The following is a 17,796-nucleotide window of genomic DNA, read 5'->3' on the forward strand; positions in this document are numbered from 1 at the left end:
GAGAACAGTATAGAAAGGTTTGTTCGATATGACGACAAAAACAACCAAAATCGAAAGCCAGGCCGTCCGCCAAGCGGGGCCCCCCCAGAAGACCTGGAGCCAAATTCCGGGCAGTGTGATCATCCTGTTGTCCTTCGCCGTCGGGATCGCCTTCTGGGCGCTCATCTCCAGAGTTCCGTCGGTCGGGGCGATCGTATCCGACCCGGTTACGATCGTGAAGACCTTCATACAGGAGTCATCCAGCGGCAGGCTGTGGACCAATATTTATGCCAGTCTGTTTCGGGTTCTGGGCGGGTTTGTGCTGGGACTGGCGGCGGCCATCCCTGTCGCTTTCCTGATGGGTTGGTACAAGCCGGTCCGCATGATCGTCGAGCCGTGGATTCAGTTTTTCCGCACGATTCCCCCGATCGCGCTGATTCCGCTGGTCATTGTCGTTCAGGGCGTGGGCGAGGGGGCGAAGCTGTCGATCATTTTCGTCGCGACCTTCCTCGTCATGGTGATTTCGATCTTTCAGGGCGTCGTGAGTGTGGATCCGACGCTGATCAAGGCGGCGAAAGTGCTGGGCGCGGGTGACAAAGACATTTTCTTCGAAGTGGTGGTCCCCGCCTCGTTCCCCTATATTCTGGTCGGCGTGCGCTTAGGGTTGGCCAGCGCCTGGACGACGCTGGTTGCGGCGGAACTAACCGGAGCGAACAAGGGAATCGGCAACATGATCATGGAAGCGGGCTTATACTTCCGCATGGACATTATCATCCTGGGCATTATCATCATCGGGATCATCGGGCTGGCCATGGACAAAGGCGTTTTGTTCCTGGAGAAAAAACTAACGGGTTGGCAGGAGTTGAGAAAATCATGAGCGCGATCGCGGAAAAGACACCGAAAATCGAAATCGAAAATCTGTCCAAAGTTTATCAGGGGCGATCCGGCCCTGTCACCGCCCTGCAAAACACGCAGCTTGCGATCGGCCAAAACGAGTTCGTCTGCGTCGTCGGGCCCAGCGGCTGCGGCAAAACGACGCTGCTTAACATTATCGCCGGGCTTGAAAACGCAACGACCGGCACCGTAAAGGTAGAGAACCGGATCGTTACCGGTCCGGGCAAGGAACGGGGAGTCGTCTTCCAGCAATACGCCTTGTTTCCCTGGAAAACCGTGCTGAAAAATGTGGAATTCGGCTTGAAGCTTAGAGGCTTGGGGGCCAAGGAGCGCAGAGAGCGAGCCGAAAAGTATCTGGAGCTGGTGGGACTGAAAGACTTTGCCAACGCCTATCCGAAGGAACTGTCGGGGGGCATGAAGCAACGGGTGGCGATTGCCAGAGCTTATGCCGTGGAACCTGAAGTGCTGCTGATGGACGAACCGTTCGGTGCCCTGGATGCGCAGACGCGGGCGCAGCTGCAGGAGGAACTTCTGAAAACGTGGGAGAAGGAAAAGCGCACTATCTTTTTTATCACGCACGACGTGGAAGAGGCGGTTATTCTGGCGCAGCGCGTCATTATTATGAGCGCAAGGCCGGGCCGGATCAAGGAAATGATCGATGTCGACATTCCGTACCCGCGGACGCAGGAAACCAAATTGTCGGACCGCTTCGTCGAGATCAAAAACGAGATTTGGTCAAAGGTTTACAAAGAATATATGGATGTCAAAAAATAAGGGGGATTCACCTATGAAAAAAGTAAGCGTTTTAATGATGGCATCGATGCTCGGTCTGACGCTGATCTCCTCCGCCTGTTCTTCCGGTCAGGCGGTGACAGGAAAGGACACGGAAAGCCAAGCGCCGGCAAAATCGGGCGAGACGCCCACGATCAATGTAGCCTATATGCCGGACATGCACGGCGCAACGCCGATCGTGCTGGGCGAAGAGAAAGGCTTCTTCGAAGAAGCGGGAATTAAAGTCAACGCGGTGAAGTTCTTGAGCGGTCCGCCGGAGTTTCAGGCGATGGCATCGGGCGAAATCGACATCGCGTATATCGGCCCCGGAGCGACGTTCCTCGCCGCCCAGGGACAAGGCAAGATCATCGCCGTGGACAGCTTGAATACGGGAGACGCCGTGCTGACCAGAGCCGATTCCGGCATCGAAAGCTGGGCGGATCTGAAAGGAAAAACGGTCGGCGTGCCGAAAGGAACGTCCGGCGAAATGATCTTGAACCTCGGACTTAAGAAGGCCTCGCTTAAGCCCGAAGACGTTAATATCATGAATATGGATGTGGCCGGAGCCGTATCCGCCTTCGTGTCCAAAAAGGTCGACGCTGTCGCGATTTGGTCTCCCTATACGGCGGAAATCGAAAAACAGGTAGGGAAAGAAAACATCAAAGTGCTGGGCAATAACGAGGCGTTTTTCCCGGATTATGTATTCCCGCAAAGCTGGGTGGTAAGGCCGGCGTTTTTGGAGGAGCATCCCGATTTGGTGGAGAAGTTTTTGAGCGCGTTTTCCAAGGCGAACGATTATCGCATCGCCAACATGGAAGAAACGGTCAAGCTCACCGGCGAATTTACGCAAGTGCCGGAAGATTCGTTAAGCATGCAGATCGACACAACAGAGTGGTTGACGACGGAGGAGATGGCCAAAAATTTCGAGGACAACACGGTGTATACCTGGTTTGAAAACCTTGAGAAATTGTTCGTCGACAACGGCAAAATGACGGAAGTGGTTCCCGCCGACCAATTCGTAAGCAAAGATACTTTCCTGAATGCCGTGAAAAAATAAGCTCCGCAGCAAACGGGGACAGGGCGCCTTAGCGGGCGGCCCTGTCCCCTTTGTTTACTTGGCGGAAGAACGGAACGGCTCCCATCTCGTTGATCAGGTTGACGATTTCCTTCGTCCGGGACTTGTTGAATTTTTTGAGCAAAATATTGATCTGCGATTTGATCGTCGACATTTCGACTTGACGTTCGGCGGCGATTTCGGAGATCTTTTTGTGTTTCAGCAGCAAATCGATGATTTCCATTTCCGTCGGGGTCAACTGGGATAAAATATTGATGGAATCCAGCAGCGATTCCTGGTTATGGCGGATGCGCCTGAATTCGTTTCTGATTTTATAAGCGATTTCCGGCCGGATCGGAGACGAGCCGTTGTAGGCCATGCGGATGCTGTCCAGGATCTCGTGTTCCACCGCGGTTTTCAGCACATAATCCACTGCCCCGGAATCGAAGGCGCTGAACACCGTTTCATCGTCCTCGTGCACGGTCAAAAAAATGATCCGCACGCCCGGATGCGCCTGAATCGTTTTTTTGGCGGCGAGGATGCCGTCGTGCTTGAAATCCATCTCGATGTCCATGAGCACGACATCCGGCTTAAGCTGCTCTACCATATCGCAGGCGGTTTTGCCGCTGAAGGCGTGGCCGACGAGCTTCATGTCTTCCGCGGTGTCCACCATCGAACGGAAATGCTCGTTCAAAATGTCGAAATCCTCGACGACGAGAACGCGAATGGGTATTGGAATAGGTTGCTTTTGCATACGCAGCTCCCTTTCTTTTCGGCGGGTTTAGTCGGTGATATAGACCGGTAAAAAAATCTGAAACGTCGTTCCGGCTCCGGGAGCGCTGGTTACGTCGATTTGGCCGAAGTGGCCGCTGACGACCTGTTTGGTGTAGGAGAGGCCCAGCCCCCAATTCCGATTTGTGTTTTTGCTGGTGTAAAAGGGGTCGAAGATATCCCCAAGAAACTCCGGCTCGATTCCGTTGCCGTTGTCGTTTATCCGAATGACCAGCCACTTTTCCTCGGAATACGCTTCGATTCGTACCCGTCCTCCCTGTGGGCTGCCGATGGCTTCGACGGCATTGACGATGACGTTGTGCAGGGCGTCCGATAGGTGGACGGCATCCGCCAATATTTTCGGATCGCCGCCCGGCGCCTCGTATTCGACGCGAACCGAATCGGGTATCCCTTGAAGACTGCCGATCAGCTCCTCCATAAATGCACCTGCGGAAACGGGCCGAAGCTGGAGATAATTCGTTTTAAACGACTTGTAAAGCCGGTCCAAACGGTCCAGGGTATGTTGGATGATCGCTTCCGACTGTTCGATCTGCCCCAGCAGCCGAAGGTCTGCGGCGTCGGACCGCTCTTCCCGGTGCTTGAGCGTTTTTTCCATCTTTTTATTCAGCACCTGCAGCGTAAGGAGTTGGTTTTTCAGGGCGTGGGTAAAGATTTTCGTGCCCATGTCCGCGGTTTTGATTTTCCGCTCCAGGCGCAAATCGAGCTTTCCCATGTTTTTCTCGACCCTCGTATAACGCCAGATGGCCAGCAGGCTGACGAGCGAAACCCCGCCCGTAAACAGGATGCTGAAATACCATTCGAACAAAGTGAGCGGCGGATTAAAATTGGAAAAATCGGAGTAAAGCACATAATAGGTCCGGATGTCCGTCACCTGCAAGGGGCCCATAAAGCCGAGGTAAAAATAAAATCCGTTCAGCGCAAGCAGCCCGAGTAGGATAAAGCTGATCTGTTTTTTGATCCAGGGAATCGTAATGTTTTGATATCTCCACCAAATCAAATAGAAGGCGGCCAGCGCGGACAACACGATCCACCCCCTGGTGCCCCATCCGATGACGAACGTATACTTTCGCTCGACCGTGTTCAATATCCATTTGTAAACGACGGGGTCGTAGAACACGATGTTGAGGATCGGGAGGAAACTATTCAGGGCAATGTACTTCCATAATTTCTTGAACGGCTTGTTTAAATAGAGCGTTATGCTAAGTCCCAGCAAACCGAAAATAAACACGGACCGTCCGATCGTAATCATGCGGCTGATGTCCCCGATTTGCAGAGGGGAGTGCAGCAGCACGTTGCGGATCGCTTCATTAAAGAACAATACTCTATTAACCTTGAAATAAAATCCGCCGTATTTGGCCAGAAACAGGACCAACCCGGACATGCTTAGAAACCAGCCGAACAGCACGCATGCCATCCAATAGGCGGAAGGGCTGCGGGCCTTAGTGACAAACAAGATGAGGGCTGACCCCATTAAAAACAACAGCAGAAGAGTCATAGGGACGTCTCCTTTGGTGGATTACCGGAAGTGCTCAACGTCCGGTAAACGCTTTCTATAATAACGGTTTCATTATAAAGGATCGCTCCCTTGCTTGTCATGAGGAAGGATGTGTAAACAGAAACAGGAGCCGTGGGTTCAGCTCCTGTTCAAAGGTTAGATAGCACCGCAGCACGCCTTATGCTTCTTGCCGCTGCCGCAAGGGCAAGGCTCGTTGCGGCCTGGAGCTTTACCCTCAAAATAGCGTTGCAAATTGTGGCTGTAAAGCTCCTTGCGCAGCTTATCGCCCATTTCCTGCATTTGCTCATGGGCATGGGCATAAATCTGCTTATAACTTTGGCAGAAGAAATCCGGAGCGGACTCGGTTCCCTCAGCATTCCATTTACGATTCCGCGGGCAGCCGCCATAACATAAACGCTGCCATTCGCAAGACCGGCATTTGTCCGGCAAAGCCGGCTTCATCCGGTGGAAGCGCTCGTAGTTCGGATGGGCCAGCATGTCGGCGATGGAGGCGCTGGCCACATTGCCGACGGTCCACTGTTCGTTGATGAAGAAATCGCACGGAAAAGCATCGCCGTTTTGCTCAAGCACAAGGCTTGTCGGACACGCCGCCCGATGCACGCACAGCTCCGCTTCCCGGTTAATGTAAACGCTTAGCATGTTATCGAAAAAGCGTACGGAAACCTGCGGGTCGCCGTCATTGTACCACTCGTCGAACACTTCGCAGAGGAAGTCGCCGTATTCCCCCGGCGTGATTTCGTAGACTCCGGGCTGGTCCACTTGCTGGGACCGGAAATCCATGCAGGGGATGAACTGGACGTAGTCGAAGCCGTGCTCCCGGTAAAACGCCATCAATTCCTTGGCTTTACCAACGTTTCCTTTATGGATGACCGTCAAAATATTAAAATCGACCTGATGCTTCCGCAAATGCTCGATGCCGGCCATAACCCGGTCAAAGCTGCCTTTGCCGTTGGAAGTCACCCGGCGGGCGTCATGAATCTCTTTGGGACCGTCAAGGCTCACGCCGATCAGAAAATTATAGGTTTTAAAAAATGAAGCCCAGCGGTCATTGATCAGCGTGGCGTTCGTCTGCAGCGAGTTGCTGATGATCGTATGCGGTGGGGCATGCAAGGCTTGCCGATAAACGACTTCCTCGAAAAACTCCAGCCCGGCCAGCAGCGGTTCCCCGCCCTGCCAGGCAAAGTTGGCGGCGCCTTGGCTGTGCTCCATGTAACCCTTGATGAATTTATCCAAAATAGCGGAATCGATCCGGATGATTTTTGGCCCCGGCTTGCCGCCGCAGGTGCTGTAATAACAGTAATCGCAAGCCAGATTGCAATCTTCCGACACGGTTTTCCACATTACACCGATGTTGGAATGGCGGGCTGTCATGCAGTTTCCCGACAAAGCAATCCCCCCTGTCTATGTTTAATTCTATGACTATTTCAAAGATATCATCCAGTCTAAATAATGTCAAAATAATAAAAAGTATTCAAGTAAAGCGCTTTTACTAGATTTATACAGCGGGGAAACTCCTGTTCTTTATTCCAATATGAAATTATCTTTGCTATAGTCAGTTAATGAAGAGATTATAAACTACTCCGGGGGATGCGTATGTTCCATGTATTGGTTGCAGAGGATGAAGTTTGGATTCGCAATGGGATCGTGGAGATGATCGAGCGGTTTGGGCTTGAGTTCAAAGTCGTGGCCCAGGCCAGCGACGGAATGGAGGCCTGGAATCTGATCAACGAAGTGTGGCCGAACGTGATCATCACCGATATCGTCATGCCGGAGCTTGACGGGTTGTCTCTGCTCGGCAAATGCGATGAATATAAGCTGGGCATCGTTCCGATCGTGATCAGCGGCTACGAGAATTTCGCCTACGCCCGGCAGGCGATCCGGTACGGGGCGACGGAATATTTGCTGAAGCCGGTCGTGGCCGAGGATTTGAAGCAAGCCTTGCTGCGCTCCTTGGAACGGCTGCAGAGCTCCGTCCACCTTTACGAGCCTCTCCATCAGATTCAGGAATTTCTGGGGGTAATGGAAGTGTGGGATCATCAACGCCTGGTTTCTGAAGCCGGCCGGATCCTGGGATCGATATATAAGGTAAAAACGCCGAATCCAGGAATCCGAAACGGACTGTTCCGCATTTTCTCGGACAAGCTGAATGAGCAGCTAAGAAGCATCGATCCGCATCATCAAAACCGGGAGCTTGGCGAAGCGGCCGACAAACCTGCCGTACAAGCCCATTTTGCCCATTTGCTGGAGCAGTGGTCGCGCCGCTTGAACGGCGCCTCTTCCGGCCGAAAAAACTTTCTGGGCAAGCGGGTGAGCGAATACGTTCAGCAAAATTACGCCAGGGAGATCACGCTGGCACAAATCGCGGAGTATACCGATCTTAGTGTTTCCCGGTTTTGCGTGCTGTTCAAGCAGCATTACGGGGACTCCTTTATCAATTATTTGAACAAATACAGAATCGAAAAATCCAAGCAGCTGCTGCTGGAACCGGACCTGAAAGTTTACGAGGTGGCCGATATGGTCGGGTTCTCCTCCTTGCCGTACTTTAACCGGCTATTCAAGAGTCTGACGGACGAGTCGCCGGGCGAATACCGCAGGAGCCTGGGCTTATGAACATCAAATTTTCACCCGTACGTTCCATCAAGCAAAGAATGATCGCGCTGTTTTTCGGGCTGAGCATTTTATCGGTGTGCCTGACGGCCGGATTTTCCCACTATTTCTACAGCAAAGCGGTCAAAGAGGAATTCGTGATGATCGCGGAAGAAGCCACGGGCCGGCTGAACCATCATCTGGAGTTTTATTTCCAGCAAATGAAAAAATCGACGAATACGCTGCTGAATACCGATTTGGTGCAAAAGTGGCTGAGCGAGGGCTATACTCCCAATGTGGAGGATATCGCCGGAATCGAAAAGGAAATGAACACTTATGTATCATTCAATTTTCGGGAGATCAACAATATGTTTCTCGTTTCGAATGACGGGCGGGTTCTCCCGCTGAACAACAGTTATATCCCGGAAGAACGGCGCATGATGGACGCCTGGTTTAAAGATGTTCGGGAAGTTACAGTATTGCCTACGCATCGCCTGAACGAAAACGGTCCCCTGGTCATGGTTATGATCATCCCGATTTACAGCACGCAAACGACGGCGATGATCGGCAAGCTGGTGCTGCAGTTTTCGTTGACCGAAATCGATGCCGCCTTCGATAAATCCCGGCTGGGGAAAAGCGGCTATTTTTTCCTGTTGTCGAAGGAGGACATCGTGGTCAATCATCCCGAGAAGGAGTGGGTGGGGAAGGCACGGAAAGACACGCCGCTCGGCGGACTGAATTTGGATATGGAAAACGGAACCGGCGCCCAAACGTGGAACGGCGAAGCCTATCTGGTTTCAGTCTATGAATCGCAATATACGGGATGGAATATCGTTTCCGTTGCCCCTTATGCCGAGATGGCCAAAGGGTTGAACTCCGCGGTTTTATCGACAATGATCGCTCTGGCGATCCTTGGGGCTTGCATCCTTTTGATCATTCCTTTCCTGGTGTCTCAGTTTGTAGGCCCGATCAAGCATATTAAAACGAGGATGGAACGGGTCGCCAAAGGCAATCTGGAAGCCAGGGCGTCGCAAATCTCCGGCATCCATGAATACCAGGTGCTGACCAACAGCTTCAACTACATGGTGGAGCAGTTAAACGATTTAATGCAGGAAATCTCCGAATACAAGGTAAAAGAGGTCGAACTGCAATTAAGGCAAAGCGTGGCCACGGTCAGAGCGCTGCAGAACCAGATCAATCCGCATTTGCTGTATAACACGCTGGATATTATCAAGAGCATCGCCTACCTGGAAGAAGTTCCGCTGATCGAGAAAATCGCCCACAACTTGGCGGACGTATACCGTTACGCTTCCAAAGGATCGGATCAGGAAGTGACGCTCCGCGAGGAGCTAAGCGTGTTGATCAAGTATCTGGACATCGTGCACATTCGTTATCCGAAAAAATTCGAAAGCAGTGTCCGGGTGAACGAGAAATTTATGGATTGTCCGATTATCAAGCTTACGATTCAACCGATCGTGGAAAATGCCGTCAAATACGCCGTGGAAGCAAAAGGCGGGAATGCGGCGATTATTGTGAACGCTTACGACGAGGGCCGCGATCTGGTCATCGAAATCGCGGACAACGGCCCGGGAATACCGGAAGCGCGGCTTGCGGAGCTGGAGGATCAATTCCGCGGAAGTTCGTCAGCCGAAGATACGTTCAGAGGCGAGTCCATCGGACTGGCGAATGTCCATGCGCGGCTCCGGTTGAAATACGGCGAGCCTTACGGCATTTCCGTACATTCTTTCCCGGGACGCGGCAGCGTGGTCAGCATACGAATTCCTTTACGGAACGGAGAAAGCGATGCGGTCCGAACAGGCTAAAAGAGCGAGTGAGGGGGATGAGTATGAAAAAATGGTGGGTTATGCTGTTGTCCGCGTTTTGGCTGGCCGGGCTGCTTGGATGTTCCAGCGCTGCCGGAAACGGACCGGCGGGGGAAGCGGCGCCCGGCAGCGGGGAGACAGGAGCACCCGTAGAACTGAATATGATGACGTTCAGCTTCGCGGGGGGAGGCTGGCCGGAGGATCATGCGGTCGTCAGAGAGCTAAATAAACGGCTGAACATCAAGCTGAACATCGAATGGATCCCCATGGACGTTTATGGGCAGAAATTGAACGTATTGGCGGCCTCCAATGATTTTCCCGATGTGTTTTTGGTCGAAGGCCCGGAGTTCAACAAGTGGAAAGACAAAGGTGTCTTTATGGATATCGAACCTGAGCTTGCCAAATATCCTAATTTCACGAAATATTTGAGCCGCGAATACTTGGAGCTCATGAATCCCAAAGGAAAAATATACGGATTGCCGTTTTATATTACGGATACGCGGGATTCTTTGATCATCCGGAAGGATTGGCTGGACAAGCTGGGGCTTAAGGCGCCAACCACCGTCGATGAATTTCTCGAAGTCGCCAAAGCGTTTGCGCGGGAGGACCCCGACGGGAACGGCAAGGACGATACTTACGGGTTTTCGTTCAGCATCGTCAATGGCAAATTGACCAATCTGGATGCGATTATAGGCGCTTTCGGACTGGGTAACGAGTGGACCGAGCAGGATGGGCAGCTTATCCCGCTGCAGGTGCAAACGGAGGAGCTGAAGCCGTTTCTCGCCTACCTTAGAGAGGCTTATTTGTCGGGGGCGCTGGACCCGGAATTCGCCACGAACAAGGTCAAGGATCCGCTGTCCAAATTGGAGGCCGGAAAAGTCGGCATCGCCACCGTCGTTCCCAACGAATTTTATACGTCAACGCTGCCGGCTTTGAAAAAGAACGCTCCCGGGGCCGAACTCGTCCAATTAATTCCCCCGAAAGGACGGGGCGGACTCCAGGCGACGCATACGATCGGGAACACAAGCAAAATCGTCATCAACGCTCATATCGACCCCGCCAAGCAGCAAAAAGCGCTGGAGCTTTTGAATTACCTGCTGTCCGACGATGGCTACGATTTGATCAAAAACGGCGTTGAAGGCGTTCACTATCAAAGAACCGCTGAAGGAACGTTCGAAAAGCTGGAGGCGTTTGACAAAGACCGTCCGCAGTTGCTCTCCGTCTGGTTTTTCCGCCGCTATGACCCGGAAGTCCAGATCCGCAAATGGGATGATCCTCAGTACGCCAAAAACGTCTTGAAGTTTTATGAAACCAATGCCAAGCACCGATGGAAAAATCCGGCGGAGGGCCTGTCCAGCGAGACCTTTGATCAAAAGGGCCTCCGGCTTCTGGGGAGATGGGTGGACACGATGACCAAGGTGGCCATGGGCCAGCTTCCTTTAAGCGCCGTGGACGAGGCGGCCGCGGCCTGGAAGCGGGACGGCGGAGATCAGATCATCCGGGAGATCAATGAAGAATACCGGAAGACTAAGGAATAACATACCCGAGTGCGGGATTTCACGGCTATGCGCTTGTCGCATGGCTTTTTTTTGCTCAACCTAGAAATTGGCGTATGACACCCGGAGCTGGGCATGTTCAACTCCATTAGCGGCATTTTACGTCCTTATTTTTTTCGCTGGAGTTTCTCAGGCCCCGCAAAAATCCGGCAACAAACAAAAAGATCGGTTAAGGACTTCGCTTGGGAATGGATGTAGAGTAAGGAAGGGCCAAGGCATGAAGGGGTGATTCGGCAGAAAAGAGAACAGGCGGCCGCATGGTAACGAAAGCGCTTTTACGAATATGAATAAACCGCAACGGGAGGCAGTGACGAATGAAGGAGAAAAATCAGGTTTCATTAAAAGAAAGGATCAGCTACGGGTTGGGGGATACCGCGTCCAATCTTGTGTTTACCATCGTAACCACGTACCTTATGTTTTTCTATACCGATGTTTACGGCCTGAATGTGGCCGCTGTGGGCACCTTGTTCCTGGTCGCCAGAATGATCGACGCTTTGGACGGTCCTATTTTTGGGGTATTGATCGACCGTACGAGCACCAAATGGGGGAAATCCAGACCTTATTTCCTCTGGTTGTCCATCCCGTTTGGGATCGTAGCGATATTGACGTTCATGACCCCCGATTTAAGCGCGACGGGTAAAATCATCTACGCGTATGCCACGTACATCGCGTTGGGCATTTTGTATGCGGGCGTCAATATTCCGTTATCGTCGCTGCTGCCGAGCCTTACCAGCAATTCGCAGGAAAGAACCGTGGTCAATACGTACCGGATGGTCGGCGGGCAAACGGGCGCGTTTATCGTCAATGCCGCGGTATTGCCTTTGGTCGCTTTTTTGGGCGGAGGCAACCAGCAGCAAGGCTTTCTCTACACGATGATTTTGTTTGCGACGGTCGGCGTTTTTCTCTTCTTCATTACGTTTGCAAATACGAAAGAGAGAGTCCAGTCCAACAACAACAAGCCGATTCCTTTTAAAGAAGGCGTGAAAGCGCTAAAAGGAAATTGGCCCTGGTGGATTTTGCTCATCGTGAATGTTCTGCTGTTTATTTCTACGATCATGATGAACCAATCGACGATCTATTTCCTAAGATACAACTTGGGCCGCGCGGATTTGGTACCGGTGTTGAACGGATTGTCGAGCTTGATGCTCGTTGGGATCATCGCGGTGCCGTTTTTGGCCAAAAAACTCGGCAAACGCAACACGGTGCTCCTGGGGTTCATTCTGGCTGTGGCGGGACAACTGATTATTTTTGCCGGCTCGGAGTTTCTTTCGGTTCCGCTCATGGTGGTTGGAAGATCGCTGGCGAAGGTTGGACTTGGCGTGGTGGCCGGGATCAAATTCGCGATGATCGCCGATACGGTCGATTACGGCGAATGGAAGACCGGCGTGCGTGCGCAAGGGCTGCTGATGGCGGCTTCCACCTTTGGCGTCAAATTCGGCATGGGGCTTGGGGGAGCGATTGCCGCCTGGATTATGTCGATGGGGGGATACGTTCCCAACCAGGCGCAGACGTCTTCCGCATTGCTCGCCCTTCAATTCAATTTCGTGTGGGTGCCGCTGATTTGCTTCGTGCTTTCTATCGTCCTCATGATGTTCTACCGGCTTGATCAACAAGAGGAGACCATGAAGGAAGAGCTTCAGAACAATCGGATCGTCACGGCTTAATTAGCGCTGATCGGCAGGTACGTAAAAAGGAAGCAAGACATCTCTTCGGGGTGTCTTCTTCTCTTTTATGATTTAGGTGAGGTCTTCGCGGAATATAAAGATCAACACTCACTGTGTGGACGCTTTGCATGATTATCCCGTTCGATCAGGTAGGTAGCAGAGAAATAACAAGCTCGGGAGAAGGAAGAAAATATGAAAATACTTTTGTGGAGAAGTTGATAGGTTCAAGATAAATTAGATGGGCTTAGGAGAGGAAGCAGGTTTAGGAGAAGTAAAAGAGATCGGACGGGAGATGAAGGACCGGACGTGGTGGAAACGAAAAGACCGTGATTTTGCTATGGCCTGAACCCTTCCATTTGCAGCAACGCCCGGACTGTTCATGCTACCCCCTACCCATTAGGTTGATCTGCGTCAAACTCCCCCCTGCCGTTCCAGCGTCTCGATCAGGCCGCAGCCGCAAGGGGCTGGTTCGGTTGGCGCGCGATCAGCTGGCGGTAAGGGATCGCCGGAATCACCACACACATGCGCAGCAACTTCTGCCGCATCGTTTCTTCCGCTCCGAGCCGGCGCAGCGAGCGGCGTACGGTGTACTCGTTTAGGTACGCCTGCAGATGCTTCAGTCCCAAGGCTATATATGTACTCTTCAGTGATTCCCACGTCTCTCTCACCACTTTCCGCAAGGGCGCATACAGCCGAAAGGCTAGAGGAAACGACTCTACCGCCGATGTACGGACATCCACATGCCCGTTGATGAACGCTGCGAGTTCGTGACGGTTTGCCCTTTGTCCGTCTCCTCTCTTATGCGGCACCAGACGGATTTTGACCTGCTCTGGCTCGCCCGACTCCGTGACTGTGCAGCCCGCTACGACCGCCGAGGCATACGGATGCGAAAACTGAAACCGGGACGGATTACGCCCATATACATCGCTGTTCACCTTCACTTCTCCGCGGAGAAGCTCCCGGGCATCGAACTCTAGGGCGGCATGGCGTATTTTGTGCAGCATCAACCAGGCGGTTTTGTAGGTGACCCGGATTACCTGGCTCAGCCGCATCGCCGAGATGCCGTCGGGGAGTAAGAACAACTCCAGCGCCTCGAACCACTTCAACAGAGGCAACCGGGTTCCTTCAAAAATCGTGCCGACTAAAGCCGACGTTTGATGCGCACACCTTCCGCACTCGAACAAGGGGATATGCCGGGAAGTCAGACGACTACACCGGGTGTGAGCGCAGCGCGGGCAGACGAAGCCGCTTCGCCACTTCATCGCGATCAGCGCCTCCATGCAGGCCTGCTCGCTGTTATAACGGCTGCTGAATGGTTGAAGATCCGTTCCCGCATTGACCTCCATATTCGCTCACCTCCGAATCAAGAATTTACGAACGTGCGTTCCACTTATTTCATTATACCAAACGTACGTTCTCTTTTCAAGCCGAACATTTCACCTGAACCGCCTCGTTTTTTCTTCTCTCTTTTTTCTTTATCCCTTGTCCTAGCCCAAACCCTCAAACCCTGTCCCCTGAACGAAGGGGATAATCGTGCAAAGGCAGCATGCAGGGACACCAAGACACGAACCCGATAAACAGCCATCTCGGTTCAAACACTGATTTTGGTTTTAAAGCTGGATTCTATCGTACCTCACGGTTCCGCAAAGGTATTTTGCCGTCCGGCAGAAAAATAGAGCAACAAACAAAAAAATCGGTTAAGGCGCTGTGGCCGGATTGCTTGTAGAGTAGAACATGTACGTATGTCGGGAATTTGGCCATGGAGGCCGTTTACAGTGAGTGTTTGCAGAGTGTTTGCAATTCGTAAATTTCAACTTGGAGGAGAATGCCTTATGAGAGTTTTGTTTTTGGACCTGGATTCGACCAACCCGGAACATTTGGGCTGCTACGGTTATCATCGCAATACGTCGCCCAATATCGATAAAATCGCCGCCGAAGGTGTCCGTTTCACCAATTACTACACTTCGGACGCGCCTTGTGCGCCTTCCCGCACCGCGCTGATGAGCGGGCAGTTCGGAATTCGCAATGGCCTGGTCGGCCACGGCGGTACGGCGGGGGACATGAAGCTGGAAGCCGAGAAGCGGGAGCTGATGGGCCGACTTACCCGGGGCGGCGCCTTCCCGTCCTACTTGCAGCTGATCGGCGGACTCAGCACCACCTTGATCAGCCCTTTCCCGCAGCGTCATTCGACGTTCGCTTTTTATGCCGGCTTTAATGAAATCATGAATACGGGGCATCTCGGCAACGAGTCCGCGGACGATGTCACTCCTGTCGCGCTGGACTGGATCGAGCGGAATGCCAAGAAAGACGATTGGTTCCTCTACGTGAATTATTGGGATCCGCACACCCCTTACCGTACACCGCTGGAATACGGAAACCCGTTCGAAAACGATCCGCTGCCGGAGTGGATGACGGAGGAGGTGCTGGAACGGCACAAGGAAATGGTCGGCTCGCACAGTGCGCGGGAGCTTAACATTAACTTTAATACGAAAAGCTACGACAATGCTACATCCCCCGATTTCCCGCGTCACCCCGGGGAAATTCTCAATATGGACGATTTGAGAAAAGCGATCGACGGTTACGACTGCGGCATTCGTTATATGGACGACCATTTGGGCAAGCTGTTTGCAGCGCTGGAACAACAGGGGGTAATGGAAGATCTGATCATCATCATTACCGCCGACCATGGCGAAAATATCGGCCAGCTCGGCATCTATGGCGAGCATGCCACCGCGGATCAGGGAACCTGCCGGATTCCGATGATCATCCGCTGGCCGGGTATGAAGCAAGGCCTTGTCGACGAGCGGCTGCATTACCATCTGGACCTGCTGCCGACGGTGGCCGAACTGCTCGGACACGACCCGATGCCGGATTGGGACGGCACCAGTTATGCGCCGGTCCTGCGGGACGGAGCCGATTGCGGGCGGGATTACCTCGTGGTGTCGCAGTGCGCCCACGTGGTGCAGCGCAGCGTCCGTTTCGGCGATTGGATGTACATTCGCAGCTATCATGACGGTTACCACCTGTTTGACAAGGAGATGCTGTACAACCTGCGGGAGGACCCGAACGAGCAGCGCAATGTCGCCGCCGAAAACCGCGCCGTCTGTATGGAAGCCGTTTATCTGCTGAACCAGTGGCATGACGAAATGATGGTCCGTTCGGGCGACGACCGCGATCCGTTATGGACGGTTATGAAAGAAGGCGGGCCTTTCCATGCCAAAGGTTATTTGCCGGGATACCTGAAGCGGCTGGAGGAAACCGGAAGATCCCCGCAGGCAGCGGAACTTGCGCGAAAGCATCCTCGGGAATTCCCGCCGAAGCCGGCCAGTGAGATCGAGAAGCTGGTTAGAAAGCGGCTCACGGAACAGATGGGCCCGCATTGAATCGTATCATCATCATTTATCGCTAGGAGCTGAGAAAACTTGGTTGATTTGAAAGCCAAACCGTTTAATTTATCCGCTGAAGACATTGCTTGGGTAGAGCGGACGATCGCCGGCATGACGCTGGACGAGAAGGTCGGGCAGCTGTTTTGTCTGGTCGGTTATTCCGATGAAGAAGAATACTTGAAGCGGCTGGCGGCGGATTACAAGGCCGGGGGGCTGATGTGCCGCCCCATGGCTGCGAGCAGTATCGTAAATACGGTGCAAACGCTGCAGCAGAACGCCAAAATTCCGATGCTGATCGCGGCCAATTTGGAGAAAGGCGGTTCCGGCATCGCCGAAGAAGGCACCACCATCGGATCGGTCATGCAGGTGGCCGCCACCGATGACGACGAGATGGCCTACAAGCTCGGCGTCGTCTGTGGACGCGAAGGCGCGGCGGTCGGCTGCAACTGGGCGTTTGCGCCGATCATCGACATCGATTACAACTTCCGCAATCCGATTACCAATACGCGGACGTTTGGCTCCGATCCGGAGCGGGTCCGCCGCATGGGCATCCAGTATGTCAAAGGCGTGCAGCAAAACGGTGTCGCGGCTTCGATCAAGCACTTTCCGGGCGACGGGGTCGATGAGCGGGACCAGCATCTGGTGGAAAGCGTCAATTCCTTGTCCTGTGAGGATTGGGACGCCACCTACGGCGCCGTGTACAAGGCCTGCATCGAGGAAGGCGCGATGACGGTGATGGTCGGTCATATCCTGCAGCCGGCCTACAGCCGCAAGCTGAATCCGGCGCTCAAGGATCACGAGATTTTGCCGGCTTCCTTGTCCTATGAATTGGTGACGAAGCTGCTTAAAGAACAACTCGGCTTTAACGGCCTGGTGGTGACGGATGCTTCGACGATGGCGGGGATGATGATTTCGATGCCGCGGTCGCAGGCGGTTCCGCTGGCGATCGCCGCCGGCTGCGATATGTTCCTGTTCTGCCGCAGCTTGGAGGAAGATTTCGGCTATATGAAGCAGGGCATCGAAGACGGCGTCATCACCGAGGATCGCCTGAATGAAGCGTTGACCCGGATTTTGGGGCTGAAAGCGGCGTTGAAGCTGCACCGCAAACAAGCGGAGGGCACGCTCGCGCCCAAGCTGGAGGAGACGCTCAAGGTGCTGGGCGCGGAGGAACACCGGCAATGGTCGGTCGAGTGCGCGGATAAGGCGGTAACTCTCGTCAAAGAAGAGAACGGGGTACTGCCGATTCATCCGGACAAATACAAGCGCGTCCTGTTTTATGATATTGAGTCCCAACAGGGAGTAGCGTACAGCGCGCGCGTCGGGGCCGCAGAGCTGTTCAAGGAGAAGCTGAAGAACGAAGGGTTTGAGGTGACCACGTTCGAGGTGAATCCCGGGTTTGAAGGCATGATGTCGTCGCAAAGCGAAGTGCTCGGTAAGTATGATCTGATTATCTATCTCGCCAATATGGTGACCAAAAGCAACCAAACGGTGGTGCGCATCGAATGGAAACAGCCGATGGGGGCCAACGTCCCGGCCTTTATGACCACCATTCCAACGCTGTTCATTTCGGTCGAGAATCCGTACCACCTGTTGGACGTGCCGCGGGTGAAAACCTTTATTAACGCCTACAATTCGAACGACAATGTGCTGCAGGCGCTGATCGATAAGCTGATGGGCCGGTCGGAGTTCAAAGGGACGAGCCCGGTTGATGCCTTCTGCGGCCTGTGGGACGCCAGATTGTGAGTAAGTTGAAGCTGCTGCGGCAGTAAGTTGCC

General features: G+C 53.3%; 13 protein-coding genes. 9 read left to right on the top strand and 4 right to left on the bottom strand.

Annotation, left to right across the window (positions count from 1 at the left end):
• Nucleotides 1-28 precede the first annotated feature (28 nt).
• From EHV15_RS20465 to EHV15_RS20475, 3 genes are read left to right on the top strand one after another with little or no spacing between them, the layout of a single operon-like run.
• Nucleotides 29-856: an ABC transporter permease gene (locus EHV15_RS20465; protein ID WP_128632828.1), complete on the top strand. Its 828-nt coding sequence runs from the start codon at nucleotides 29-31 to the stop codon at nucleotides 854-856.
• Nucleotides 853-1,647, top strand: a complete 795-nt coding sequence (locus tag EHV15_RS20470; RefSeq protein ID WP_128632829.1) for an ABC transporter ATP-binding protein — start codon at nucleotides 853-855, stop codon at nucleotides 1,645-1,647. The genes EHV15_RS20465 and EHV15_RS20470 overlap by 4 nt, the downstream gene beginning before the upstream one ends.
• Before the next feature lie 13 nt (nucleotides 1,648-1,660).
• Entirely contained in the window at nucleotides 1,661-2,701 is a 1,041-nt protein-coding gene (locus EHV15_RS20475; RefSeq protein WP_178075910.1) for an aliphatic sulfonate ABC transporter substrate-binding protein, read from the top strand.
• A gap of 28 nt (nucleotides 2,702-2,729) precedes the next feature.
• Here EHV15_RS20475 and EHV15_RS20480 read toward each other — a convergent pair whose 3' ends face one another.
• From EHV15_RS20480 to EHV15_RS20490, 3 genes are all read right to left on the bottom strand, one after another.
• Entirely contained in the window at nucleotides 2,730-3,452 is a 723-nt protein-coding gene (locus EHV15_RS20480; RefSeq protein ID WP_128632831.1) for a response regulator transcription factor, read from the bottom strand.
• A gap of 27 nt (nucleotides 3,453-3,479) precedes the next feature.
• Nucleotides 3,480-4,985, bottom strand: coding sequence for a sensor histidine kinase (locus EHV15_RS20485; RefSeq protein ID WP_128632832.1), 1,506 nt, complete (start codon nucleotides 4,983-4,985; stop codon nucleotides 3,480-3,482).
• 156 nt (nucleotides 4,986-5,141) lie between these two features.
• Nucleotides 5,142-6,392 (bottom strand): anaerobic sulfatase maturase, encoded by a 1,251-nt coding sequence (locus EHV15_RS20490; protein ID WP_246061706.1) that lies wholly within the window; start codon nucleotides 6,390-6,392, stop codon nucleotides 5,142-5,144.
• 207 nt (nucleotides 6,393-6,599) lie between these two features.
• Between EHV15_RS20490 and EHV15_RS20495 the strand changes: the two genes are divergently transcribed.
• The 4 genes from EHV15_RS20495 (at nucleotide 6,600) to EHV15_RS20510 (ending at nucleotide 12,635) form a co-directional block, all read left to right on the top strand.
• Complete coding sequence (locus EHV15_RS20495) at nucleotides 6,600-7,616, top strand: response regulator (protein ID WP_128632833.1); 1,017 nt, start codon at nucleotides 6,600-6,602, stop codon at nucleotides 7,614-7,616.
• Nucleotides 7,613-9,415 (top strand): cache domain-containing sensor histidine kinase, encoded by a 1,803-nt coding sequence (locus EHV15_RS20500; protein ID WP_128632834.1) that lies wholly within the window; start codon nucleotides 7,613-7,615, stop codon nucleotides 9,413-9,415. Before EHV15_RS20495 ends, EHV15_RS20500 begins: the two co-directional genes overlap by 4 nt.
• Before the next feature lie 23 nt (nucleotides 9,416-9,438).
• Nucleotides 9,439-10,953, top strand: a complete 1,515-nt coding sequence (locus EHV15_RS20505; protein WP_128632835.1) for an extracellular solute-binding protein — start codon at nucleotides 9,439-9,441, stop codon at nucleotides 10,951-10,953.
• 332 nt (nucleotides 10,954-11,285) lie between these two features.
• Nucleotides 11,286-12,635, top strand: a complete 1,350-nt coding sequence (locus tag EHV15_RS20510; protein WP_128632836.1) for a glycoside-pentoside-hexuronide (GPH):cation symporter — start codon at nucleotides 11,286-11,288, stop codon at nucleotides 12,633-12,635.
• A 443-nt stretch (nucleotides 12,636-13,078) separates the two neighbouring features.
• On the opposite strand, the gene EHV15_RS20515 is transcribed toward EHV15_RS20510, so the two are convergent.
• Entirely contained in the window at nucleotides 13,079-13,981 is a 903-nt protein-coding gene (locus EHV15_RS20515) for a transposase (protein ID WP_128632837.1), read from the bottom strand.
• A 486-nt stretch (nucleotides 13,982-14,467) separates the two neighbouring features.
• Between EHV15_RS20515 and EHV15_RS20520 the strand changes: the two genes are divergently transcribed.
• On the top strand, nucleotides 14,468-16,018 hold the full coding sequence (locus tag EHV15_RS20520) for a sulfatase family protein (protein WP_128632838.1): 1,551 nt from the start codon (nucleotides 14,468-14,470) through the stop codon (nucleotides 16,016-16,018).
• A 39-nt stretch (nucleotides 16,019-16,057) separates the two neighbouring features.
• Nucleotides 16,058-17,764 carry a glycoside hydrolase family 3 protein gene (locus tag EHV15_RS20525; protein ID WP_128632839.1) on the top strand — a complete coding sequence of 569 codons (1,707 nt, stop codon included), beginning with the start codon at nucleotides 16,058-16,060 and terminating at the stop codon, nucleotides 17,762-17,764.
• Nucleotides 17,765-17,796: the final 32 nt, after the last annotated feature.

It is taken from the genome of Paenibacillus oralis, assembly GCF_003863965.1.
Taxonomy (GTDB): Bacteria; Bacillota; Bacilli; order Paenibacillales; family Paenibacillaceae; genus Fontibacillus; species Fontibacillus oralis.